Source organism: Paenibacillus sp. OK003 (assembly GCF_900109515.1).
GTDB classification, from domain to species: domain Bacteria; phylum Bacillota; class Bacilli; order Paenibacillales; family Paenibacillaceae; genus Paenibacillus; species Paenibacillus marchantiae.
In genome coordinates, this window is sequence record NZ_FOBD01000004.1 from 76,669 (window position 1) to 100,082 (window position 23,414).

The following is a 23,414-nucleotide window of genomic DNA, read 5'->3' on the forward strand; positions in this document are numbered from 1 at the left end:
AAAGCTGTGACAACAAAATGAACGCTCCGGGATTGACAACGGTTGCATAGAGGCTGACAATGGGGAAAGAAGATGAGAAATTGTAAATATAAGGAGGGGAGAATTCATGTCGACGAATACCCGCCGAAGCCCTGAAATTGTTACGTTTGGCGAAAGCATGGGTTTGCTGACGGCGAAGGATACAAGAGGTCTCGAATATGCCGCGACATTGGACAAATCATTTGGGGGCGCTGAGAGTAATCTGGCGATTGGTGTATCCCGGCTTGGGCATACCAGCGGCTGGTTTGGCCGTCTTGGTAATGATCCGATCGGTAACATGATCATGAAGGCTATTCGTGGTGAAGGTGTAGATGTATCCAGAGCAAGGATGAGCGACAAGGAGCCCACCGGTTTGATGATTCGTGAGAACGCTTCCGGGAAAGCCTCGGTGCATTATTATAGGAAGCTGTCCGCTGCAAGTGCGATTACTCCTGAGGACCTGGACACGGAATATATCGCGGGTGCGCAGATCCTTCATGTTACAGGCATCACCGCAGCAATAAGCGCGTCGGGACTTGCTACTGTTGAAGCTGCTATACATATAGCCAAGCAGGCTGGTGTGAAAGTGAGTTTTGATCCGAATTTGCGTCTTAAACTGTGGTCAGTTGAGGAAGCACGTCCTGTTCTGCTTCGTCTAGCTGAGCAGGCGGATTATTTCTTGCCGGGTCTGGACGAGATGAAACTTCTGTATAACGAAGAAGATGATCAAAAAGTACTTGAGCGTTTGTCCGCCATGAATGCAGTTTGTATCGTGAAGGGCGGCCCTGATTTGACCTACGTATTGGTGAATGGTACCCTAACGGAAGTTCCGTACTTCAAGGCAGATTATGTCCTGGATACGGTTGGGGCAGGAGATGGATTCTGTGCGGGCTTTTTGTCCGGCCTTATTAAAGGATATTCTCCGCAGGAGGCGACCCGCCTCGGGAATTTGACCGGTTCCATGGTTATACAGGCTGTTGGCGATTGGGAGGCGCTCCCGACGTGGGAGCAGGTCGAGGCCAAGCTGAACAATGTAGCTCATGTTGAGCGCTAGTCGCTGCTGATATCATAATGTCTCATCTTCGTTCATTAATGTAAGGCTTGTAATACACAACCACATTGACAAGGGAGAGAATGAAATGAAGAAGCTTCAGCTGCTGCAAAAAATAACGGACAGTGGGGTTGTAGCGGTTCTGCGTGCAGATTCTGCTGATCAGGTTATCGCTATGGCCGAGCAAGCCATCGCGGGTGGCATCAAGATTATCGAGATTACGATGACAGTGCCTAGTGCCCTCAAAGCCATCGAGAAATTAAGCCGTGTATACCATTGGAACACACAAGATCCAGAGAAATTTGCCATTATCGGAGCTGGAACAGTGCTTGAACCCCAGACAGCGCGTGCCGCGATCATGTCAGGGGCCGAGTTTGTTGTGGGTCCTTCCCTGAACCCGGATACTGTGAAAATTTGCAATCTGTACCGGATTCCGATTCTGCCAGGGGTGATGACGATTGCGGATGTACAACGTGCATTGGAACTTGGCGTGGATATTGTGAAGTTGTTCCCGGGTAATCTCTACGATCCGTCCATCATCAAAACGATGAAGGGACCTATGCCACAAGCGAATTTCATGCCGACTGGCGGGGTTTCCTTATCCAATCTGGGTGACTGGATTAAGGGAGGCGCTGTTGCTGTAGGGATTGGCTCGGACCTTACAGCAGAAGCAGTGAAGACGGGGGACTTGAGTCATGTTCGCCGCAAAGCGGAACAATATATGGATGCTTACCGCAAGGCCAAGGCCGAATAGCGATGAATGATGTAGAAGGGGAGCCTCAGGAATGAAGGCTCCCGTTCTGCAAGCCGCGACACCTGCGGAAGTGCAGAAAGGTGATGAACGTTGAGAAACCGATATAATACAGGGCGCAAGAAGAGGGGCATCGGGAAATTCCTGCTCGTTCTTCTGGCGCTCATTGTCATTGGGTGTGGGTTTGTGGCCTGGAAGCTGTTTACGCCTTATGGACCACAGGAGATGGCTCAGACAGCCATGGAAACTGCTAATCAGGTGACTGTAACTGAAAAAGACAACTGGATTGATTTTGTGCCGGACAAATCTGTTGGGGTGAGTGTTATTTTTTATCCAGGTGGATTGGTTAAACCGGAAAGTTATGCACCTCTTGCCCATGAACTTGCGGCAGCAGGACATCATACCATTATTGCAAAAATGCCTTTTAATCTGGCGGTAATCAAGCAGAATCTCGCAGATGATATTATTAAAGCCTATCCGGATGAACCATTTGTTATGGGAGGTCATTCTCTTGGTGGCTCGATGGCGGCTCGTTATGCAGCCTCGCATCCAGATGCACTTCAGGGCATCTTTTTCCTCGCATCCTATCCGGATGAAAAAGGCAGTGTGAAGTCACTGGGGATACCCGCGTTATCCATCTTGGGTACGAATGACGAAGTTGTGAATGCAACAAAGTATCAGAATGGTCGGGCATATCTGCCAGAAGATACGGTGTACTACACCATTGAAGGTGGTAACCATTCGCAGTTTGGTGACTATGGCCACCAGAGTGGTGACGGCGAAGCTGGAGTCAGTGAAGAGGAACAACTGGCTCAAACGGTAAAAACGACTGTGGGCTGGCTGGATACAATCAAGTAAGCTGCAATTTCAATGGTGAATGGAACGAACCCACAGTAGACGGGAACTGGAGGTGATACGTATGTCCATGCTTCAAATCCGTGGTAAGCAAGTTACGTGCCGAGGCATTCTATTTGATAAGGATGGTACGCTGCTGGATTTCTTACAGCTATGGGGGCCGTGGGCGGAGTCTTTGCTGAATCAGCTGGAATCACAGCTGTCAGAGCTTGGGGCTTCGTTCACGGTGGAGCGTGAGCAAGTTCTCGGTACGGTCCGCAATCGCGAAGGTCATCTGATCGGATATGATCTTCAAGGGCCATTGGCTATTGCTACGGTGGACGAGAGCAACGGTTTGCTTGCTGGGCAGTTGTATGCAGCAGGCATGCCGTGGAACGAAGCAATTACTACGATCCGCCGTTTTTCCAGTGTCGCCATGGGTGAGGTAAGGCAGAGAAAAATGGCTGAACCGCTGCCTGGGCTAAATGCATTTTTGCAGAGCTGCAAGGAAGCATCAATTCCCATGGCGGTTGTCACTTCGGACAGCACAGCTGCTGCCGAGGAGCATATGGAGTGGATGGGCATCCGGTCGTATTTTACATCGATTGTTGGCAGTGACCGGGTGACTCGGGGCAAACCGGATGGAGAGGCTGCGGTTCTGGCTTGCCGGGAATTACATATTCTTCCTGAGGAGGCTGTTGTGATCGGTGACAGCAATGGGGATATGCAGATGGGACGCAACGCAGGGGTGTCCTATAGGATCGGTTTCTGTCCAGAAGTCGAGGGAAGCCACTATTTACATGACGCCGATGCCATTATCCAAAATTATGATGAGTTAAAAATCATCTCTGAATATTCTTCACAGGGGTGATCTCATAAAGGAGGAGAGAGGATGAACGCAACAGAACAACTGGCTGCCTGGATTAAGGAAAGCTCAAATATTGTTTTTTTCGGAGGGGCCGGAACTTCAACGGAAAGCGGGATTCCCGACTTCCGCTCTGCCGCTGGCTTATACCAGACAGAGCAGCATTCACCCTATCCACCGGAAGAGCTGCTGAGCCGACATTTTTTTGATCAGCATGCTGATATTTTTTATGATTTTTATCGAGGCAAAATGCTTCATCCCGATGCGATGCCCAACGGCTGCCATCGACTGCTCGCCAGATTGGAGCAGGAAGGAAAGCTTCAGGCGGTTATCACGCAAAATATTGACGGGTTGCACCAGAAGGCTGGCAGCAGCAATGTTCTGGAGCTTCATGGTTCGATCCATCGAAACGCTTGTAGGGATTGCAAGAGGTTTTATGGGTTGGATGACATTATTACGGCAAAAGAGAAGGTTCCTCGTTGCACTGCATGTGGTGGCGTGATCAAGCCGGATGTCGTGCTGTATGAAGAAGAACTGGACCAGACGATATTATATCGTTCGGTTGACGCACTGTCCTCGGCGGATTTGCTGCTGGTTGGTGGAACTTCACTAACGGTGTATCCTGCCGCACAATTGATTACGTACTTTCAAGGGAAACACACGGTCTTGCTGAACGCTACACCTACAGCTTACGACAGGCGAGCTGATTTGCTGATTACTGACCCTATTGGTGAGGTAATGAATAAGGTGGATCAGCTTATTGGTTAAACGTAAGTCGACATTGTCCGAATAACCGCATTCTCCGGCATACGGACCGGGAACTAGAGGCGGAACCTGGGGAAAGAAGGGATTCATGATGGTCTACGTAGCCAGCGATGCACGCTACGAAACAATGAAATACAACCGCGTTGGACGTTCAGGTTTGAAACTGCCAGCGATTTCACTTGGGTTATGGCATAATTTTGGTGGCATTAATAATGCGGAGAACGGCCGAAATATGATTACCCGTTCGTTTGATCTGGGCATCACGCATTTTGATCTTGCCAACAATTATGGTCCGCCGGCAGGTTCGGCAGAGCAGTTATTCGGTCAGGTATTGGCGCAGGATCTGAAGCCATATCGAGATGAACTCGTCATCTCCACCAAAGCCGGGTACTATATGTGGCCTGGACCTTACGGTGAATGGGGTTCTCGTAAAAACCTGGTTTCCAGTCTCAATCAGAGCTTGAAGCGCATGGGTCTCGATTACGTAGACATCTTTTATTCTCATCGTTATGATCCCGAAACACCTCTGGAAGAAACGATGATGGCGCTGGACCATATTGTTCGTTCCGGCAAAGCATTGTATGTCGGCATCTCCAACTATCCTGCAGAACAGACGAAGCAGGCGGCCGAGATTCTCAAAGGCCTGGGTACACCTCTGTTGATTCATCAACCCAAATATTCCATGTTGGATCGTTGGATTGAGCAAGGATTGCAGGATGTACTTGATGACTATGGAACAGGCAGTATCGCTTTTTGTCCATTGGCACAAGGCGTGCTCACCAACAAATATCTGAACGGTATTCCTGAAGATTCACGTGCGAAGGGCCCGTCTGTATTCCTGAATGAAAACAACATCTCTCCAGAGACATTGCGCAAAGTGCGTGCTCTGAACCAGATTGCAGCCTCGCGTGGTCAGAGTTTGGCCCAATTTGCGCTCGCTTGGGTATTGCGTGATGGCAAGGTAACATCTGCACTGATTGGTGCAAGTCGTCCTTCGCAGATTGAAGAGAATGTGGCTGCTCTCAGCCAGTTGGAATTCTCCTCAGAGGAATTGGAGCGCATTGAATCGATCCTTCGTCCCGAACCGGATCATAAATAAAGCTCAAAAGGTGCATCTTAGCCATAATGGCGGGATGCACCTTTTTGGTCTCTAATTATTTATGCTGACCTACGGGGAGAGCAGATCCTGCTTTTGATTAAAGGGTTATCGCTGTTTGGGTAGTACTTGGCGTGTCGCTTGATGCAAGGGCCTGTTAAGAATGTTCTCCCGATACAGACTAGGGGCTTCCCCATGGAATCGCTTGAACTGTTTGGAGAAATACAGCGCATCTGGCAACCCCACGGAGGCCGATACCTGTTCAATGGACAGATCCGGACGTTCCCGCAGCAGCTGGCGCGATTTATCGATCCTTAGTTTAAGCAGGTAGGTAACTGGTGATAGTCCGGTTTCCTGTTTGAAAATGCGGGACAGGTAAGCACGGTTATAGCCAAGACTGGCCGACATTTGCTCAATCGAGACAGGGTAGGCATATTGAGTAGACATGTATTGAATCATCTGTTTTACAGTTCGTCGTATGGAAGATTCACCTGGTACTAAGGTTTGCCCCTGAGAAAGGTGATTTTGTGCCTCGGCTAGAATCATATATAACGTACCCAGCGATGTAAAATGAGAGCTTTCTTTTCGCTCGGCAAAAGCCGTCTGCATCACGGATAACCAATCGGAAATACCGCAGGAAGGACCGGCATGAAAGACGGGTTTTTCCGGACGGAAACCTGCTTCCTCTATATGCTTGGCAGTCTGGCTGCCGTTAAAGGCCATCCAGCGGTATTGCCAGGGATTCCGGGCATGGGATTGGTAGCTTACAAGCTGCCCTGGTTGAATAAGGAAACAATCTCCTGCGGATAGTTCGTAGGTATGTAGTTCAGTACGGAACGTACCGGCTCCTTTTTCTACATAATGCAATAGATAATAATCGTATAGCTTCGGGCCAAGGGCGTGACCGGGAAGGGTCTCGCTTGCCCCTGCAAAGAGGACATGCAATGCTCCTTTTTCGTAATAAACAGGGTTGGAGGCTACCGAGTAGCTGAGAGCTCCGCTTTTGCCAGAGGTTTCCGGAATCTGTTTTATCGGATCCCCCGAGTCCCCCATTGGACCTTCCTTACGTTGTTCAGTCATGATGACATTCCTTTCCTTCCTGGATGTTCCATTCATTATACGTCGAAAGGTCACATTTATCCATATGGAACACACATGGTTGCATTTCAAGAGGAACCGCCTTCTTGTATAATAACATTAAGAAAACCAACAACATTGAGATGGGGTGCAGCAGCAATGAACATAAATGAATTGAAACAAAAGTTTATTGACAAGTACGGAGAGAGTGGAGCGGACATCCGTGTGTTCCATGCCCCTGGGCGGGTGAATCTGATCGGTGAGCACATTGACTATAACGGTGGATACGTGCTTCCGGCAGCACTTGAATTCGGTACCACTTTGATTATCCGTGAGCGTGGGGACAACAAGTTGCAGTTGGCTTCCACCAATATGTCCTATGAAGGAACGCTGGATACGTCCTCGATTGGCAAGGAGAAAACAGGGGAATGGACGGATTACCCGGTAGGCGTCATGGTTGAACTGCAAGGCAAAGGCGTAAAAGTAACCAAAGGTTATGACTTCCTCTATCATGGAGAAATTCCGAACGGCGCAGGACTTTCCTCTTCCGCATCGCTGGAGGTTCTTACCGGGTTTGCCATCCAGTCGCTTGAAGGTGTGAAGGACATTGATACAGTTCAACTGGCGCTGCTGTCCCAAAAGGCAGAGAACGAATTCGTCGGCGTCAACTGCGGCATCATGGATCAGTTCGCTGTAGCCAATGGAGCAGAGGATCATGCGATCCTGCTCATGTGTGACACTCTTGAATATGAAAAAGTACCTTTCCGTACCGGCGCCTACAAGCTGGTCATTGGTAACACGAACAAACGTCGGGGGTTGGTGGACTCGGCTTATAACGAACGTCGCTCCCAATGTGAGCAGGCACTTGCCATTTTAAAAGAACAACTGCCTTCGCTGAACTATCTGGCGCAACTTACACCTGAACAGTTCATCACAATGCAGGATCACATCAAGGATGAGAAGGTTAGACAGCGTGCTCAGCACGTCGTGGAAGAGAATGCACGTGTACTTGCATCAGTGGATGCACTGCGTGATAACGATCTGGAAACCTTCGGCAAGCTGATGAATGCTTCTCATGAATCCCTTCGTTATCTATATGAAGTGAGCTGCGAAGAGCTGGACGTAATGGTTGAAGAAGCTCAACGGATTCCAGGCACTCTGGGTGCACGCATGACCGGAGCAGGATTCGGTGGATGTACGGTATCCCTTGTGCATGAGGACGATGTAGAGCTTTTTGTAAGCGAAGTTGGAGCGGCATATGAAGCACGTACCAGTCTCAAAGGCGAGTTCTATGTATGCGGAGTAGGCGATGGCGTTAAAGAATTGAAGGAGGCGAAGTAAGATGGCGATTTTGGTGACAGGTGGAGCAGGATATATTGGTTCTCATACGGTAGCGGCTTTGTTGGAGCGTGGCGAAGAGGTCGTTGTACTGGATAACTTGCAGACAGGGCATCGTGAAGCTTTGCTGGGCGGAAAATTGTATGAAGGTGATCTTCGTGACAAGGAACTTCTGGCGAAGCTGTTCGCTGAGAACTCCATTGATGCAGTCATCCACTTTGCAGCTAACTCACTGGTTGGCGAGAGCATGAAAGATCCCGTTAAATACTATGATAACAACGTATTTGGCACATTGTGCCTGCTGGAAGCGATGAATGCAGCGAACGTACGTCGCATTGTCTTTTCCTCCACAGCTGCCACTTACGGCGAGCCGGAGAAAGTGCCAATTGAAGAGAGTGACCGCACAGAGCCTACGAATGTATATGGTGAAACCAAGCTGATGATGGAACGCATGATGTCCTGGTTCGATAAAGTACAGGAAATCAAATACGTCTCCCTGCGGTACTTTAATGCAGCCGGAGCCCATGAGAGCGGCAAAATTGGTGAAGATCACCAGCCTGAGAGCCATCTCATTCCACTCGTACTGCAAACAGCGCTGAAACAACGTCCACACATCGCCGTGTTTGGTGACGACTATGCAACAGAAGATGGAACCTGTGTACGTGATTACATCCACGTGAGCGACTTGGCTGATGCACATCTGCGTGCAGTAGATTATCTTCGCAAAGGTGAGAACAGCAACGTGTTCAACCTGGGTAACGGCACAGGATTCTCTGTTAAACAGGTTATTGAAACAGCTAAAAAAGTGACTGGCCTGGATATCCCGGTTGTACAGGAACCACGTCGTGCGGGTGATCCGGCTGTACTGGTGGCTTCATCTGCCAAAGCAAGATCCGTACTGGGCTGGAATCCGAAATGGACGAATCTCGAAGATGTCATTCAAAGCGCATGGAGCTGGCATCAGTCTCACCCTGACGGCTACGGAAAAAACTAGGAGGCGAACATCAATATGTCACAGACTCAACTTGCAGCAGGTGCCACAGAACGGACACCGGAGCAGCAGGAAGCACTGCATGCCATTGAACGTCTGGTAGCATTTGCCTTGCAGAACAAGCTGATTGAAGAAGCGGATCGGGATTACAGCCGTAATTTGCTGTTGGAACAGTTCGGATTCTCGGAGCCGTATGCTGGAGTATTGAACGAGACGGTGTTGGATGGCCCCCAACCATTGCTGGATACGCTGATTGATTATGGATTCGAAATTGGACTTATACCTGAAAATACCGACACGTACCGTGATTTGCTCGATGCGAAAATTATGGGTCAATTGATGGCCCGTCCTTCCGAGGTGGTGCGCGCATTCCGTCATACGGAGCAGACCGAAGGCATTGAGGCGGCTACATCCCAATTTTATGAGCTTTCGATTCATTCCAACTACATTCGGATGGACCGCATTTCCAAGAATGTGTATTGGACACAGGATACAGCTTATGGAGACATGGAGATTACGATCAACCTCTCCAAGCCGGAGAAAAGTCCGAAGGAAATTGCGATGGCCAAGCTGCTTCCGCCTCCGGTATATCCGAAATGCCAACTCTGTCGTGAAAATGTGGGCTATGCTGGTCGGGTCAACCACCCGGCCCGTCAAAACCTCCGTGTCATTCCTTTGGAATTGAACGGCGAACCTTGGTTCTTCCAATACTCGCCATATGTGTACTACAACGAGCACTGCATTATTTTCCATCACGATCATGTGCCGATGAAATTGACCAAGGACACGCTTCGCAGGCTGCTGGCTTTTGTGGGGGAGTATCCGCATTACTTTATCGGATCTAACGCGGATCTGCCGATCGTGGGTGGTTCTATCCTGACACATGACCATTTCCAGGGCGGACGTCATACATTCGCCATTCAAAATGCACAGCCAGAGGCGGTATTCCGCCACGCTGGTTCACCGGGACTTACGCTCAGTCTTGTGAAATGGCCAATGTCCGTACTGCGGCTGGCCTCACACGATCCTGCACAGCTGCTTGAAGCGGGTAACGCAGTATATGAAGCGTGGAAGGTATACAGTGATTCTACGGTGGAGATCGAGGCCTTCAGTGAGGTTGATGGAGAACAGATTCCACACAATACAGTGACTCCAATCGTTCGTCGCAGTGCAGACGGAGGATATGAGATGGACCTCGTTCTGCGGAACAATCGTACGAATGATGAACATCCCGAAGGGATTTTCCATCCGCATCGTGAAATGCATCATTTGAAAAAAGAGAACATTGGACTCATCGAAGTGATGGGGCTTGCAATTCTGCCAGGTCGTTTGAAAGAAGAGCTGGACAGCATCGCGGATATTCTTGCTGGGGATACCAAACTTGCTGAGGCGGCCAAAGCTTCCGAACATGTGTTGAACAAACATCTGGGCTGGGCAGAAGAACTGATCGAACGTTTCGGTCCCAACCTGAACAAGGAGCAAGCTGTTGCGCTTGTGCAACAGGAAGTCGGCTTGAAATTCGCCGAGATTCTGGAGCATGCAGGTGTATACAAATATGATGAGGCAGGACGTCAAGCCTTCCGTCGTTTTGTAAGCAGCATGGGATACACCGAATAGTAGTCAACTAACCAAAACACCCGCCCAATCATGAGCGGGTGTTCTTGTCGTTCTTGACATTTGTGTGCATTGGAATGAACTACCGAGCCAGTTATAATAGAGGGAAGTCCTAGAGTACCACAATGAATTGAGGAAATGGGGTTAATAATATGGAAAAGAAGGCATTGGATATTCCGTTGATCACAGATGCTGAGGAACTGCAAGGCATGGTGGGTGAACCGCATGAACATGTGCGTAACAAGGCAATCTCATTTGTGGATTCACATGTTCAGAACTTTCTATCCATGTCACCATTATTTTTCCTCTCCACCTCCGATCGTGATGGGAAAAGTGATGTGTCACCACGGGGCGATGGAGCGGGATTCGTAAAAGTATATGATACATACCGGCTCGTCTATCCTGAACGCCCAGGCAATCGGCGGATAGACTCCTTGTTGAACATTTTGTCTAACCCTGGTATTGGCATGCTCTTTTTGATTCCGGGTCTGAATGAAGTGCTGCGCATTAATGGTACAGCGTCCATTACCAAGGATGAAGAATTTATCGCGAGTATGGGCTGGACTGGTAAAACGATTGGTGCGGCTGTCATTGTGGATGTGGAAGAGTGCTTTATCCATTGTCCACGGGCATTCAAACAGGCTGGATTATGGGCCTCAGAAACATGGGTGGATGCTGAAGATTTGCCTTCAACGAGCGAGATGTTTAGAGCCCATTTGCAGATTAACGGGTTGTTATAAAGTGAGTGACTATGGATTTGTTTTTCTATAAACGGGGTACTATAATTGGAGTTGCACTAAAAATTCTAAACTCCATTGGAGGCGACAATAGATATGAGATCTTTTCAATTTTATAATCCAACCCGATTGATTTTCGGTAAAGGTCAGCTGGAAGCACTGAAAACCGAATTACCGAAATACGGCAAGCGGGTTCTGCTTGTATATGGTGGCGGCAGTATCAAACGCAGCGGTTTGTACGATCAGGTGATCGGTTTGCTGAAGGAAGTTGGAGCTGAAGTTACGGAACTGGCTGGTGTAGAACCGAACCCACGTCTTTCGACGGTGCATAAAGGGGTAGACCTCTGCAAAACGAACAACATTGACCTGGTCCTCGCTGTAGGCGGCGGCAGTGTACTGGACTGTGCCAAAGCGATTGCTGTAGGTGCCAAGTATGATGGTGACATGTGGGATTTTGCCCAGCGTAAAGCCGTTGCACAGGATGCTCTTCCACTGGGAACCGTGCTGACAATGGCTGCAACTGGCTCGGAAATGAACTCCGGATCAGTTATCACGAATCAGGATACACAGGAGAAATTGGGCTGGGGCAGCGCGTATTCGTTCCCTGCGTTCTCGATCCTTGATCCGGTAAATACATATACCGTTCCTCTGGACCAAACGGTTTATGGCATGGTGGATATGATGTCCCACGTACTGGAGCATTACTTCCATCTGGATGCTAACACACCGGTTCAGCTCGGCTTCTGTGAGACGATTCTGCGCACGGTTATGGATGCAGCCCCTCGTCTGGTTGAAGATCTGGAGAACTATGAACTGCGTGAAACGATTCTGTACTGCGGAACGATGGCATTGAACGGCGTACTGAACATGGGTCTCGCTGGTGACTGGGCTACTCACAATATCGAACACGCGGTATCCGCAGTGTATGATATTCCGCATGGCGGAGGACTCGCAATTCTGTTCCCGCATTGGATGAAGCATAATGTGGACGTCAATGTGGATCGTTTCAAACGTCTGGCCATCAATGTATTTGAAGTTAAACCTGAAGGTAAATCGGACAAACAGATTGCTGAAGAAGGCATCGAAGCGTTGAGCAAATTCTGGACATCCATTGGTGCGCCTAACCGTTTGGCAGATTATGATATCGATGACAGCCAAATCGAAGTTATGGCTGACAAAGCCATGCTCTTCGGTCCATTTGGTAACTTCAAAAAATTGCAACGTGAAGATGTTGTAACCATCTACAAGGCTTCTCTCTAAAAATAAAACACAGCAATGTGTTCTGGAACCGCACGTCTCCTTTAACGGAGAGGTGCGGTTTTTTGTTGTGAACAAGAGCGAGTTGGAGAATGTTCCAGGAACTGGACGATATTCCGATGAGAATAACCATTATCGGGTCTGGAAACCAAATGAGGAAAGATTTTGAAACATAACAGTGGGTTGCTACGTATTTATTTACATGAGGAATGCCCAGTTGGATGGAATTGCGGCAGAAGAGAGGAGGAACGGGGAATGGAGTCAATCTATTGGGGGTGTCTAATCGGAGGAGCCATATTTGCAGTCGTTAGCCTTGTGTTAGGTGACTTGATTGATGGCTTGCTGGACGGGGCCTTTGAATTGCCAGGCCTTGATTTTTTCAAACCTGTTGTGCTGGCCGGTTCCGTAACAACCTTTGGCGGAGCCGGTATTATGCTGACACGTTATAGCTCGTTAAGTGCCAGTTCGGCATTGATACTTTCCCTGCTTATAGGTATTGCTGCATCCATGCTGGTATTCTTTGCATATATCAAGCCGATGCGTAACAGTGACGTTTCCATTGCGTTTTCCATGAAAGAGCTATCCGGGAAAATTGGTGAAATTACCATTCCGGTACCGGAAAAAGGTTTTGGTGAAGTCATGATCAAGATTGCTGCCGGTAATACGGTGCACACGGCATCCAGCTTTGAACATCGTCCCATTGCGGCGGGAGCGCGTGTTGTAGTTGTGGATGTAACCGAAGGTGTACTGCGTGTATCGGAATGGGATGAAGATGTACTTAAAGATGTTTAAGGAAGTTTAACCGTTAGCGGTGTAAGCACTCATGAATGAATAAGGGGAGAGATGTGGAATGGATTTGAATTTGGATTGGGATGTATTGTTGATTCCTGCAGTTGTGGTAGGTATTATTCTGATTCTTGGTTTGGCGTTCTGGGCAAGGTACAAAACGGTTGGACCGGATGAAGCTATGATCGTTACGGGTTCATTCCTTGGAAGCAAAAACATTTCCGACGATGACTCCGGTCGTAAGATTAAAATTGTTCGTGGAGGCGGCGCATTTATTTTGCCAGTGTTCCAGCAGTCGGAGTTTATCTCGCTGTTGTCCCATAAGCTGGACGTTTCCACACCGGAAGTATACACGGAACAGGGCGTACCGGTCATTGCCGATGGTGTCGCCATTATCAAGGTTGGAAGCTCAATAGAAGACGTGGCTACTGCAGCCGAGCAATTTATCGGTAAGCCGGTAGAATCGTTAAGAGGCGAAGCACAGGAAGTTCTGGAAGGGCATTTGCGGGCCATCCTCGGAACGATGACGGTGGAAGAAGTATACCGTAACCGTGATCGCTTCGCGCAAGAGGTTCAAGGTGTAGCTGCCAGGGATCTGAAAAAAATGGGACTGCAGATTGTTTCTTTTACCATCAAAGATGTTCGTGACAAACAAGGCTATCTGGATGCTCTAGGTAAGCCAAGAATAGCAGCCGTTAAGCGGGATGCTGAAATTGCGGAAGCGGAAGCGATGCGGGATGCGCGTATTCAGAAGGCCAATGCGGAAGAGCAGGGGCAAAAAGCCGAGTTGCTGCGTGATACGAATATCGCTGAAGCCGCAAAAGAGAAGGAACTGAAAGTAGCGACGTTTAAGCGGGATCAGGATACTGCTAAAGCGGAAGCGGATCAGGCGTATCATATCCACGAAGCGCGTGCGAGACAAACCGTGGTGGAAGAAGAGATGAAGGTTGAACTCGTTCGTAAAGAACGTGAGATCGATCTGCAAGAGAAAGAAATAATCGTACGTGAGAAGCAGTATGATGCTGAAGTGAAGAAAAAGGCGGAAGCCGATCGTTATGCGGTGGAGCAGGCTGCCGAAGCGGATAAAGCCAAAAGAATGCGTGAAGCCGATGCAGTACAGTACTCCATTGAAACGCATGCGAAAGCTACTGCGGAGCAGAAGCGTCTTGAAGGGCAAGCTATGGCGGATGCAGAACTCGCTAAAGGTACAGCGGATTCAGAGGTTATTCGTCTGAGAGGACTTGCAGAAGCAGAAGCGAAGGAAAAGCTGGCCGAGGCGTTCCAGAAGTTCGGCGAAGCAGCAGTGCTCGATATCATCGTCAAAATGCTGCCTGAACTTGCTGGTAAAATTGCGGAGCCGATCTCTGCGATTGATAAGCTGACCGTTGTGGACACAGGGAAGGGGGAAGGCGCCACTCGTGTAAGCAATTATGTAACAGAGCTCATGGCGACGGCTCCCGAGATGCTCAAAAGTGTCTCCGGCATTGATGTGGAGCAGTTAATTAAAGGTCTCACCAAGCCTAAGACAGCTGTACCGGTTGCTATTCAACAGAGTGAACCTGTAACGACTCCCTCTATAATCGATAGGATTGTGGAAAAAGCTGGAGTTGACGAGTAAGACAACGAATTATAAAGCACTCATGCTCTATTGACCTTAAGGCGAATTTTTGTTACTTTTTAAGCGAGACGTCCGGCGCGGTTTGCCCGCTCCCGGATGTCTTTGCGTTCTTACTAGGGTGTGACTGAATCACACCTAAGATGGTGTGAAAAAAGAGGTGCAAACATTGAGTAGCCTGCAAGTAGCCAAAGCTCTAAATAATAATGTAATTATTGCACAGCATCCTGAACATGGAGAAGTTGTCGTGATTGGTAAAGGCATCGGCTTCAATCGGAAAACGAATGACATTATTCCACTGATGGCTGTGGAGAAGATGTTCATTTTGAGAAACCAGCAGGAGCAGGAGCAGTATAAACAGCTTCTTCCACAAGTGGATGAAGCATTGATCGAAATTATTAACGAAGTCATTACGTATATTGCAGAACGTACGGACGTTCCTTTAAACGAACATATTCATATCGCACTAACCGATCATATTTCTTTTGCACTGAAACGGAAAGAACAAGGGATTGTCATCCAGAATCCGTTTCTATATGAGACCCGTGAAATTTATCCTGATGAATATCGCATGGGTGAATATGCGGTTCGCTTGATTAAAGAAAAACTGGGCGTAGATCTGGGAATGGATGAAATCGGTTTTATAGCGCTCCACATCTACAGTGCCATGACCAACCAAAATATTTCCCAAGTTCGCGAGCATTCGCAATTGATTACCGATCTGGTGAGCCTGGTGTCCACCCAACTGGATTATTCGTTTGAGAACGAGTCACTGGATTATTCCCGGTTACTGACTCATCTTCGGTTTGCCTTAGAGCGTGTCCGTCGGGGAGACAAAGTGGAAGAAATCCACAAGTTGGATTCCCTGTTGAAGTTGGAATATCCTGAAATGTACTCGCTTGCATGGAAGCTAACGAAGGTGATGGAAAAAAGGTTGAATCTTCCTGTATATCCTGCTGAAGTAGGGTATCTGACCATTCATTTACAGCGTTTGAATCAAAGGAAAGAAGAAGAGAACAAGTGAAATTTTTCCACAAGTGGAATACTGATTTGAGAAATTTCGTGTAAAGGCTTGCATCGTTTTTGAAGTGGTGCTACAATGGTCTCCGTAATCAAGCAACTGAATAAACACAAACGACGTGTTACTGATTCGATCAGGCATGAGTTATCTAGAGCGTGATTGTTCTTACCTTATACCGGGTATGCTATACCCGAAGGTTGGACCAATTTGCTTTGTTAACTCGTGCCTTTTTTGTTTTCCCTTGCTTGCTTCACAACATAAAAATTTAAAAGAAAGGGTGGATACGACGCAATGTTTAAAAAGCTTTTTGGTGTATTGCAAAGAGTAGGTAAAGCTCTCATGTTGCCCGTAGCGATTCTTCCAGCAGCAGGTTTGTTGCTCGGGATCGGTAACATGCTTGTAAATCCGGATTTTCTGCAATATGCTACAGCGCTAGATACCCCATGGGTAAGCTCGATCGCGACGATTATGATGAATGCGGGTCAGATCGTATTTGATAATCTGGCATTACTATTCGCTGTCGGTGTAGCCGTCGGGCTGGCCGGAGGCGAAGGTGTCGCAGGTCTTGCGGCCATCATCGGTTACCTGGTCATGAATGTGACTTTGGGTACGGCTGTTGGTGTTACGCCGGCCATGATCGGTGAAGTACCCGGTTATGCCAGCATCTTGGGTATCCCTACATTGAGTACTGGCGTGTTCGGAGGTATTATCATAGGTATTACCGCCGCGCTATGTTACAATCGATTTTTCAAAATCGAACTGCCGTCTTACCTTGGTTTCTTTGCAGGTAAACGCTTTGTCCCCATTATCACTTCAGTCGTTTCCCTCTTAATCGGGTTGCTTCTGGTAATCATCTGGCCTCCGATTCAAAATGGGCTGAATGCTGTATCTCACTTCATGGTAGATACAAGTCCGACATTGTCGGCGTTCATTTTCGGAGTGGTAGAACGGTCACTTATTCCGTTCGGTCTGCATCACATTTTCTATTCACCATTCTGGTTTGAGTTCGGTGAATATGTGAACAAAGCTGGAGATGTCATTCGTGGAGACCAGCAAATCTTCTTCAATCAACTGCGTGATGGTGTGAACCTTACAGCGGGAACGTTCCAAGTTGGTAAATTCCCGTTCATGATGTTCGGTTTGCCAGCTGCGGCGCTTGCGATGTACCATGAAGCAAGACCGGAGCACAAAAAGTATGTTGCAGGGATCATGGGATCAGCTGCGCTGACTTCGTTCCTCACAGGGATTACAGAACCACTGGAGTTCTCATTCCTGTTTGTAGCGCCAATCCTTTTTGCAGTACACTGTATCTTTGCAGGTTTGTCTTTCATGACGATGCAGATTCTTGGAGTCAAAATTGGGATGACATTCTCCGGTGGATTTATTGACTTCCTGATCTTCGGAATTATCCCGAACCGCACGCCGTGGTGGGATGTTATCATCGTAGGTTTGATTCTTGCAGTGATCTACTATTTCGGATTCCGATTGATCATTCGCAAATTCAACCTCAAAACACCAGGACGCGAAGAGGCAACACCTGAAACTGCTTCGGGCGGTGGAGGCTCAGGTTCAACGGATGATCTGCCTCACAACATTCTTGCTGCATTCGGCGGACAAGAAAATATCAAACATCTGGATGCCTGCATTACTCGTTTGCGGATTGAAGTAAATGAGAAATCCAGTGTAAATAAAGATCGTTTGAAACAATTGGGTGCATCTGGCGTACTTGAAGTGGGTAATAATGTACAGGCCATCTTCGGTACACGTTCAGATACGATTAAATCTCAAATGCAGGATATCATTGCAGGACGGACACCGGCACCATCTCCAGCAGCTGTGGCTAAGCCAACTCCTGAACAGGAAAAGGCGCAAGGTGAAGAAGGCGAACGGATTATTGCGGAAGACATCGTTATGCCAGTGAATGGTGAACTGATGGACATCACAAACGTTCCTGATCCGGTCTTTGCTGAGAAAATGACAGGCGATGGCTTTGCTGTTCTGCCTCATGATGGCAAGATTACTTCTCCTGTATATGGTAAGGTGTTTAACGTATTTCCAAGCAAACATGCCGTGGGCATTATGTCTGACGGAGGCAAGGAAGTGCTTGTTCATATAGGTGTCAACACGGTGAAGCTGAAAGGTCAGGGCTTTAACGTGCTTGTGCAGGAAGGCGACCTGGTATCGGCAGGACAGCCGATTATGGAAGTGGATCTGGAGTATGTGAAAGCTAATGCTCCGTCGATCATCTCTCCGGTCATTTTCACCAACCTGCCAGAAGGCTCGACAGTAACGCTAACGAAAAGTGGGTTACTGAAAATTGGCGATCAGCCGATTATTGAGATAAAATAAGAAGTGTTACGACGATGGCAAGCAAGTGTAAATATATGCAATGCCTAAACTAAACTATTGAAAGTGAGATGATTGTAATGCAACAAACATTCAGAATTACAGACGAAGATGGTATCCACGCACGTCCGGCGACAGCCCTGGTTAATACAGCAAACAAATTCAAAGGTGCAGAATCCTTTGCAGAAGCTAACGGTAAAAAAGTAACTTTGAAATCCATCCTGGGCGTACTTTCCCTTGGTCTGGAACAAGGCGACACCATCAACATCATCGTTGAAGGCGAAGGAGAAGCTGAAGCTCTTCAAGCTCTGACAGACGTTATGGTTAACGAAGGGTTGGGCGAAATTAATGCTTAATGTCTCTGGGATCGCGGCTTCGGCGGGTATTGCTATCGCCAAGGCGTTTATCTTGGAGCATCCCAACTACTCTGTAGAAAAACGCGAAATCAACGACGTTGACGCAGAGATCGCGAAACTCGACTCAGCTCTGGGCAAGTCCCAGGCTGAGCTTGAGGCGATCAAAGAGCGTACTTTACAAGAGCTTGGCGAGAAAAAAGCTGAGATTTTTGCTTCGCATTTGCTCATTCTGAATGACCCGGAACTGATTGATCCGGTTAAAGCGAAAATTGCAGATGATAAGGTCAACGCGGAATTCGCATTGAACGAAACAGCAACGCAATTTATCGAAATGTTCGAAAACATGAAGAGTGCTTACCTGCAGGAACGTGCTGCGGATATGCGTGATGTAACCAAACGTGTGCTAAATCACTTGCTTGGTATCGAATTCATGAGTCCGGCTGAGATCAGTGAAGAAGTGATCGTGCTTGCGGAGGATCTTACGCCTTCCGACACGGCTCAACTGAACCGTCAATATGTTAAAGGTTTCGCAACCAATATTGGTGGACGTACTTCTCACTCCGCGATCATGGCGCGCTCTCTTGAAATTCCGGCTGTTGTTGGAACCAAGGACATCTTGGCCCAAGCGAAACAAGGCGATATGATTATCGTTGACGGTCTGGATGGTCACGTACTGGTTAACCCTACTGATGAAGTTATTGCTGAATACCGTGCCAAACAGGAGCAGTATGATGCACAACGTGCAGAGTGGAGAAAACTTCGTGATGAGCCAACGGTAACGGTGGACAACGTTCATGTTGAACTTGCAGCCAACATCGGTACACCGAATGATGTAACGGGTGTTCTGGAGAATGGCGGCGAGGCTGTAGGCCTGTACCGTACCGAGTTCCTGTACATGGGCAGAGACAAGCTTCCTTCCGAGGACATTCAGTATAATGCTTACAAGGCTGTACTGGAAAAAATGGAAGGCAAACCTGTTGTTGTTCGTACACTCGACATCGGTGGAGACAAAGAGCTTCCATATCTGGATCTGCCAAAAGAAATGAATCCATTCCTCGGTTTCCGCGCAGTTCGTCTGTGTCTGGACCGTCTGGACATTTTCCGTACGCAATTACGTGCATTGCTGCGTGCAAGCGTACATGGTAACCTGCGTGTTATGTTCCCAATGATCGCAACACTTGGTGAATTCCGTGAAGCGAAAGCTGTCCTGCTCGAAGAGAAGGAAAAGCTGGTTGCTGAAGGTATTGCTGTTTCGGACAGCATTCAACTCGGAATCATGGTCGAAATTCCTTCGACTGCAGTTCTGGCAGATCAATTTGCCAAAGAAGTGGATTTCTTCAGTATCGGAACGAACGATCTGATTCAATACACGATGGCTGCTGACCGTATGAATGAACGAGTGGCATATCTGTACCAACCTTACAACCCAGCCATTTTGCGTTTGGTTAAAATGGTTATCGATGCAGCGCATCGTGAAGGCAAATGGGTTGGCATGTGTGGTGAGATGGCCGGAGACGAAACAGCAATTCCATTGCTGCTCGGTCTCGGACTGGATGAGTTCAGCATGAGCGCAACATCCATTCTGCCAGCTCGCAGTCAGATCACCAAGCTGTCCCGTGCAGATATGCAAGAACTTGCTGCCAAAGCACTGGATATGCAAACGGCTGAACAAGTCGTTGAATTGGTTCAAAGCATTCAAGCGTAATGTAATTTTACGGGGTTTCCACCCGATTTTAAGGGTTTCTTTTTCCGATAAAAAAGCTGCAGTCGTGCAGCGATTTTGCCGGTATCTGTTGTTACAACAGATACCGGCTTTTTTTGTTTTGAGCATTTTGCATAAATCCATAGAGCGTCTTTCAATCAGCAAGATAGAGATCGAAACGCTATTATTCGTTTTTTATATTTTTCCGTTTGTATCTTGGTTGAAAATCATTATCATTAAGGTAATCGAACAATCAATCAATGGACATCATGCTGAGGGAGAAAGTAGGGTTACCATGAAGGTCAATGAAAAAAAGGCTGGCAAGATGCTTAAATATGGCAGTATCGATTCGTTTGAAGTGTCCTCGAATGGAGAAATTGTTCATGCAGCGACAGCGGAACACTTCGCTATTCTTTGTACAAGTGGCTCAGGAACTTTGGTATCGAACGAACACATATCCCGATTGAATGAAGGGGAAGTCTATTTGCTGGCTCCTGGACAGAGGTTCAAGCTGGCGGCAGATGAGCAGGCGTTAAAAGGCTGTATGGTCCGTTTCGAAGTATACGAATATGGCGGAGAACAGCAGATGACCGCTACCCATGCTTTCATGGAGGGTTTGTTTTGGTGCAAAGATCCGCATCAACTCGCGCTCTCTTGTGATCGATTGCTTCAACTGGAGGTCGCTGGTGACGAGGAACACTTCAATAGACAGGCCGCATTATACGGTTTGATGACTTCACTTGTTCAAGCGGAGGCCAAGCCGGAAAGCGTTGAGTCTACCGCTTCTGCGATTGCCCGTGTTGCCGATTATATGAATGAACATCTGGATCATGAATTAAAACGAGATGAATTGTCCAAGCTTGCTGGCCTGAGTCCAGGGTATTTTTCGTGGGCATTTCAGCAATATACAGGAAAGACCCCGACGGCCTATCTGATGGATGTCAGAATGAAACGGGCCAAGGAGCTCCTTTTGTCAGGTGATGGTGTAAAAGAGACCGCGGTCCGAGTCGGCTATGAAGATGAATTTTATTTTAGCCGCAGATTCAAACAGAAGATGGGACTTTCGCCTAATGCGTTTGTCAAAAGCCGCAGATATAGTATCGCAAGTGTCTCTGATCCAATCTCGGGCAGTTTACTGGCACTTGGCCTGCTTCCGAAAGCTGCTGCCTTTTATCCAAATCATGAATTATACAACCGAATGACTCGTCTGCATTCTTATGAGCTGGGGGAAGGGCAGATCTGGCAAGAAAATGTGGATCGATTGCGTGCGTCGGAGCCGGAGCTTATTTTCTGCACTGACCTTCTGGCCGAGCGGGCGCGAAAAGAGCTGGAGCAGATTGCGCCGACAGTTGCCATCCCTTGGTTATCCGCAGACTGGCGCGAGCAGCTTCGAATGATTGCAGAAGTTATGGAGCATCGGGCAGAGGCGGAGATGTGGTTGTCGGAATACGATGGCAAGGCGGAAGCGGTCTACCGCAAAGTAAGGCGTAACATCGGTGGAGCTACGGTCAACATATGGCGTATCACGGATTCGGAATATCGGATATATGGCAAACGCAATGCTGGTGCGGTCCTTTATGATGATTTTAGATTGGCAGCTACGCATCGTCTCGATGACATCAATGTTTTTGAATCGGTGACCAAAGAAGCTCTGGAAAAATACGACGCAGATATGCTGATTATCATGGTAGATTCTACGCAGCAGGCGGCCCGGGAATGGAAGGCACTTCAGGCCAGCGAGCAGTGGCATCGTTTGACAGCGGTTCGGCATGGACATGTGTACGAGGTGGGGACAGAAAAATTGTTTGAGTATTCAGCATGGTCGCATGAGCGGGCGCTGTTCTATTTTATGCGGTTATTTGGCTGACAAAAGTCCAGTTCACTACGTTTAAATATCCATGTTTAGCTGAAGCAATGAATGATATGATATCTATTGAGAAAGAAAATCATTATCAGTGTAAAGAGGAGGTGACATTCCATTTCTGGAAAGCCGCCTTGGAATCTAGAGCAATTGTTTAAAGTACCTCGATTATACCCGTTTTCCGAAGATCAACATACCGGCGTACATGCCTGCTTCTATGAGGGGGTGTCATATAAAGGTCGTGCTACTCGCATATTTGCCTACTACGGCATCCCGCGTTCAGTCTCTCCTAACGAGAAAGTTCCCGCGGTGATCCTGGTTCACGGTGGTGCGGGAACAGCCTTTAGCAGTTGGGTGAAAGAATGGATGGCACGCGGGTATGCTGCGATAGCCATGGATCTGGAAGGACATATTCCATTCGGGGATGAGGAGCACAGCGAACGGATGGAATGGCCATCACATTCATGGAGTGGTCCGGAGAAGCAGGGTGTATTTGCGGATTACGAACAGCTTGTCGACGATCAATGGATGTATCATGCTGTAGCTGCGGTAATATTGGCACATTCGCTGCTCCGCTCTTTTCAGGGAGTGGACAAGCAGAGCATAGGCATAACAGGAATTTCTTGGGGAGGCATCATCACAAGTTTGGTTGCGGGATTAGACACCAGGCTTTCTTTTGCCATGCCCGTTTATGGCTGTGGGTATCTGCATGAACCGGGTTCCTATTATGGGCTTAGCTTTGCATCCATGCCGGAGACAGAAGCAGAGCGTATTCGTCTATTGTGGGACCCATCCAATTATCTGTCGGAAAGCCGCTTGCCGATGTTATGGGTTAACGGTAGTAATGATACCCATTTTCCGTTGACCATATTTAACAAGTCTTTTGAGCAGCATCTGGAGTGCCATCCAAACAACAACCATAGCAGACTAAGCCTTCATCCGGGTCTCGGGCATTCTTACAAGGAGGCATGGGCATGCGAGGAGCTCTTCGCTTTTGCGGATAGTATCGTTAAAGCGAAACCTGCGCTTGTTGAAATTTGTGAGGAGAAGCACGAGGACGGTTGGTTTGCCGTTCGGTATGATTCATGCCTTCCTGTCCTGGAGGCCAATCTGTATTGGTGCGTGGATGATCGCGATTGGAGAACCGCAAGATGGGAGTCTATTCCCGCTTCTTTGGATGCAACGAACTCTAAAGCGCTAGTACGTCTTCCACAGCATGGGATTTCGTTTTTTATGAATCTAAGAAATGAAAAGGGCTGGATCACAAGCACACGCGTAATGAGAAATGAGAGAATGGCAGAGCAGAAGATAAAATAACAGAATAACGAATGAA

At 48.0% G+C, this 23,414-nt stretch carries 20 protein-coding genes; 19 read left to right on the forward strand and 1 reads right to left on the reverse strand.

The genetic code is table 11. The annotated features are described in order from the left end of the window. The first annotated feature begins 106 nt into the window (after positions 1-106). The 6 genes from BMW94_RS07410 (at position 107) to mgrA (ending at position 5,383) form a co-directional block, all read left to right on the forward strand. Positions 107-1,072: a sugar kinase gene (locus BMW94_RS07410; protein WP_090996467.1), complete on the forward strand. Its 966-nt coding sequence runs from the start codon at positions 107-109 to the stop codon at positions 1,070-1,072. 85 nt (positions 1,073-1,157) lie between these two features. Next, the gene (locus BMW94_RS07415; protein ID WP_063566860.1) at positions 1,158-1,823 is read left to right on the forward strand and encodes a bifunctional 2-keto-4-hydroxyglutarate aldolase/2-keto-3-deoxy-6-phosphogluconate aldolase; all 666 of its coding nucleotides are present in this window, start codon (positions 1,158-1,160) and stop codon (positions 1,821-1,823) included. Positions 1,824-1,913: 90 nt separating this feature from the next. Continuing rightward, entirely contained in the window at positions 1,914-2,678 is a 765-nt protein-coding gene (locus BMW94_RS07420) for an alpha/beta fold hydrolase (RefSeq protein WP_090996470.1), read from the forward strand. A 61-nt stretch (positions 2,679-2,739) separates the two neighbouring features. Further along, positions 2,740-3,525 carry an HAD family hydrolase gene (locus BMW94_RS07425; protein ID WP_090996473.1) on the forward strand — a complete coding sequence of 262 codons (786 nt, stop codon included), beginning with the start codon at positions 2,740-2,742 and terminating at the stop codon, positions 3,523-3,525. Positions 3,526-3,546: 21 nt separating this feature from the next. After that, positions 3,547-4,287, forward strand: coding sequence for an NAD-dependent protein deacylase (locus BMW94_RS07430; RefSeq protein ID WP_090996476.1), 741 nt, complete (start codon positions 3,547-3,549; stop codon positions 4,285-4,287). 88 nt (positions 4,288-4,375) lie between these two features. Then, positions 4,376-5,383, forward strand: a complete 1,008-nt coding sequence (mgrA, locus tag BMW94_RS07435) for an L-glyceraldehyde 3-phosphate reductase (protein WP_090996479.1) — start codon at positions 4,376-4,378, stop codon at positions 5,381-5,383. Between the two features lie 105 nt (positions 5,384-5,488). Here mgrA and BMW94_RS07440 read toward each other — a convergent pair whose 3' ends face one another. Continuing rightward, a complete protein-coding gene (locus tag BMW94_RS07440; RefSeq protein WP_254790180.1) occupies positions 5,489-6,433 on the reverse strand; it encodes an AraC family transcriptional regulator in 945 nt (314 codons plus the stop codon). A gap of 183 nt (positions 6,434-6,616) precedes the next feature. Between BMW94_RS07440 and BMW94_RS07445 the strand changes: the two genes are divergently transcribed. The 13 genes from BMW94_RS07445 (at position 6,617) to BMW94_RS07505 (ending at position 23,398) form a co-directional block, all read left to right on the forward strand. Beyond that, entirely contained in the window at positions 6,617-7,798 is a 1,182-nt protein-coding gene (locus BMW94_RS07445) for a galactokinase (RefSeq protein WP_090996483.1), read from the forward strand. 1 nt (position 7,799) lies between these two features. After that, on the forward strand, positions 7,800-8,789 hold the full coding sequence (gene galE / locus BMW94_RS07450; RefSeq protein WP_090996485.1) for a UDP-glucose 4-epimerase GalE: 990 nt from the start codon (positions 7,800-7,802) through the stop codon (positions 8,787-8,789). 15 nt (positions 8,790-8,804) lie between these two features. Beyond that, positions 8,805-10,403: a UDP-glucose--hexose-1-phosphate uridylyltransferase gene (locus tag BMW94_RS07455; RefSeq protein ID WP_090996488.1), complete on the forward strand. Its 1,599-nt coding sequence runs from the start codon at positions 8,805-8,807 to the stop codon at positions 10,401-10,403. Between the two features lie 149 nt (positions 10,404-10,552). After that, complete coding sequence (locus tag BMW94_RS07460; RefSeq protein WP_090996491.1) at positions 10,553-11,140, forward strand: MSMEG_1061 family FMN-dependent PPOX-type flavoprotein; 588 nt, start codon at positions 10,553-10,555, stop codon at positions 11,138-11,140. A 93-nt stretch (positions 11,141-11,233) separates the two neighbouring features. Further along, positions 11,234-12,397 carry an iron-containing alcohol dehydrogenase gene (locus BMW94_RS07465; protein ID WP_090996494.1) on the forward strand — a complete coding sequence of 388 codons (1,164 nt, stop codon included), beginning with the start codon at positions 11,234-11,236 and terminating at the stop codon, positions 12,395-12,397. 252 nt (positions 12,398-12,649) lie between these two features. After that, complete coding sequence (locus BMW94_RS07470) at positions 12,650-13,186, forward strand: NfeD family membrane protein (RefSeq protein WP_090996496.1); 537 nt, start codon at positions 12,650-12,652, stop codon at positions 13,184-13,186. A gap of 58 nt (positions 13,187-13,244) precedes the next feature. After that, positions 13,245-14,798 carry a flotillin family protein gene (locus BMW94_RS07475; protein ID WP_090996499.1) on the forward strand — a complete coding sequence of 518 codons (1,554 nt, stop codon included), beginning with the start codon at positions 13,245-13,247 and terminating at the stop codon, positions 14,796-14,798. A gap of 166 nt (positions 14,799-14,964) precedes the next feature. Next, positions 14,965-15,819, forward strand: a complete 855-nt coding sequence (locus tag BMW94_RS07480) for a glucose PTS transporter transcription antiterminator GlcT (RefSeq protein WP_090996502.1) — start codon at positions 14,965-14,967, stop codon at positions 15,817-15,819. 288 nt (positions 15,820-16,107) lie between these two features. Then, positions 16,108-18,165 (forward strand): glucose-specific PTS transporter subunit IIBC, encoded by a 2,058-nt coding sequence (gene ptsG / locus BMW94_RS07485; protein ID WP_090996505.1) that lies wholly within the window; start codon positions 16,108-16,110, stop codon positions 18,163-18,165. Between the two features lie 77 nt (positions 18,166-18,242). Beyond that, positions 18,243-18,518 carry an HPr family phosphocarrier protein gene (locus BMW94_RS07490; protein WP_024633102.1) on the forward strand — a complete coding sequence of 92 codons (276 nt, stop codon included), beginning with the start codon at positions 18,243-18,245 and terminating at the stop codon, positions 18,516-18,518. Then, a complete protein-coding gene (gene ptsP, locus BMW94_RS07495) occupies positions 18,511-20,223 on the forward strand; it encodes a phosphoenolpyruvate--protein phosphotransferase (protein ID WP_090996508.1) in 1,713 nt (570 codons plus the stop codon). The genes BMW94_RS07490 and ptsP overlap by 8 nt, the downstream gene beginning before the upstream one ends. A 292-nt stretch (positions 20,224-20,515) precedes the next feature. Further along, positions 20,516-22,087, forward strand: coding sequence for an ABC transporter substrate-binding protein (locus BMW94_RS07500; protein WP_090996511.1), 1,572 nt, complete (start codon positions 20,516-20,518; stop codon positions 22,085-22,087). Between the two features lie 219 nt (positions 22,088-22,306). After that, positions 22,307-23,398: an alpha/beta hydrolase family protein gene (locus BMW94_RS07505; protein ID WP_175480613.1), complete on the forward strand. Its 1,092-nt coding sequence runs from the start codon at positions 22,307-22,309 to the stop codon at positions 23,396-23,398. The last annotated feature ends 16 nt before the right edge of the window (positions 23,399-23,414 follow it).

What these genes read in the sequence shown, in the direction of transcription:
- BMW94_RS07410 (WP_090996467.1), top strand. Translation starts at nt 107, where the DNA reads ATGTCGACGAATACCCGCCGAAGCCCTGAAATTGTTACGTTTGGCGAA.
- BMW94_RS07415 (WP_063566860.1), top strand. Translation starts at nt 1,158, where the DNA reads ATGAAGAAGCTTCAGCTGCTGCAAAAAATAACGGACAGTGGGGTTGTA.
- BMW94_RS07425 (WP_090996473.1), top strand. Translation starts at nt 2,740, where the DNA reads ATGTCCATGCTTCAAATCCGTGGTAAGCAAGTTACGTGCCGAGGCATT.
- BMW94_RS07430 (WP_090996476.1), top strand. Translation starts at nt 3,547, where the DNA reads ATGAACGCAACAGAACAACTGGCTGCCTGGATTAAGGAAAGCTCAAAT.
- mgrA (WP_090996479.1), top strand. Translation starts at nt 4,376, where the DNA reads ATGGTCTACGTAGCCAGCGATGCACGCTACGAAACAATGAAATACAAC.
- BMW94_RS07440 (WP_254790180.1), bottom strand. Translation starts at nt 6,433, where the DNA reads ATGGGGGACTCGGGGGATCCGATAAAACAGATTCCGGAAACCTCTGGC.
- BMW94_RS07445 (WP_090996483.1), top strand. Translation starts at nt 6,617, where the DNA reads ATGAACATAAATGAATTGAAACAAAAGTTTATTGACAAGTACGGAGAG.
- galE (WP_090996485.1), top strand. Translation starts at nt 7,800, where the DNA reads ATGGCGATTTTGGTGACAGGTGGAGCAGGATATATTGGTTCTCATACG.
- BMW94_RS07455 (WP_090996488.1), top strand. Translation starts at nt 8,805, where the DNA reads ATGTCACAGACTCAACTTGCAGCAGGTGCCACAGAACGGACACCGGAG.
- BMW94_RS07460 (WP_090996491.1), top strand. Translation starts at nt 10,553, where the DNA reads ATGGAAAAGAAGGCATTGGATATTCCGTTGATCACAGATGCTGAGGAA.
- BMW94_RS07465 (WP_090996494.1), top strand. Translation starts at nt 11,234, where the DNA reads ATGAGATCTTTTCAATTTTATAATCCAACCCGATTGATTTTCGGTAAA.
- BMW94_RS07470 (WP_090996496.1), top strand. Translation starts at nt 12,650, where the DNA reads ATGGAGTCAATCTATTGGGGGTGTCTAATCGGAGGAGCCATATTTGCA.
- BMW94_RS07475 (WP_090996499.1), top strand. Translation starts at nt 13,245, where the DNA reads ATGGATTTGAATTTGGATTGGGATGTATTGTTGATTCCTGCAGTTGTG.
- ptsG (WP_090996505.1), top strand. Translation starts at nt 16,108, where the DNA reads ATGTTTAAAAAGCTTTTTGGTGTATTGCAAAGAGTAGGTAAAGCTCTC.
- BMW94_RS07490 (WP_024633102.1), top strand. Translation starts at nt 18,243, where the DNA reads ATGCAACAAACATTCAGAATTACAGACGAAGATGGTATCCACGCACGT.
- ptsP (WP_090996508.1), top strand. Translation starts at nt 18,511, where the DNA reads ATGCTTAATGTCTCTGGGATCGCGGCTTCGGCGGGTATTGCTATCGCC.
- BMW94_RS07500 (WP_090996511.1), top strand. Translation starts at nt 20,516, where the DNA reads ATGAAGGTCAATGAAAAAAAGGCTGGCAAGATGCTTAAATATGGCAGT.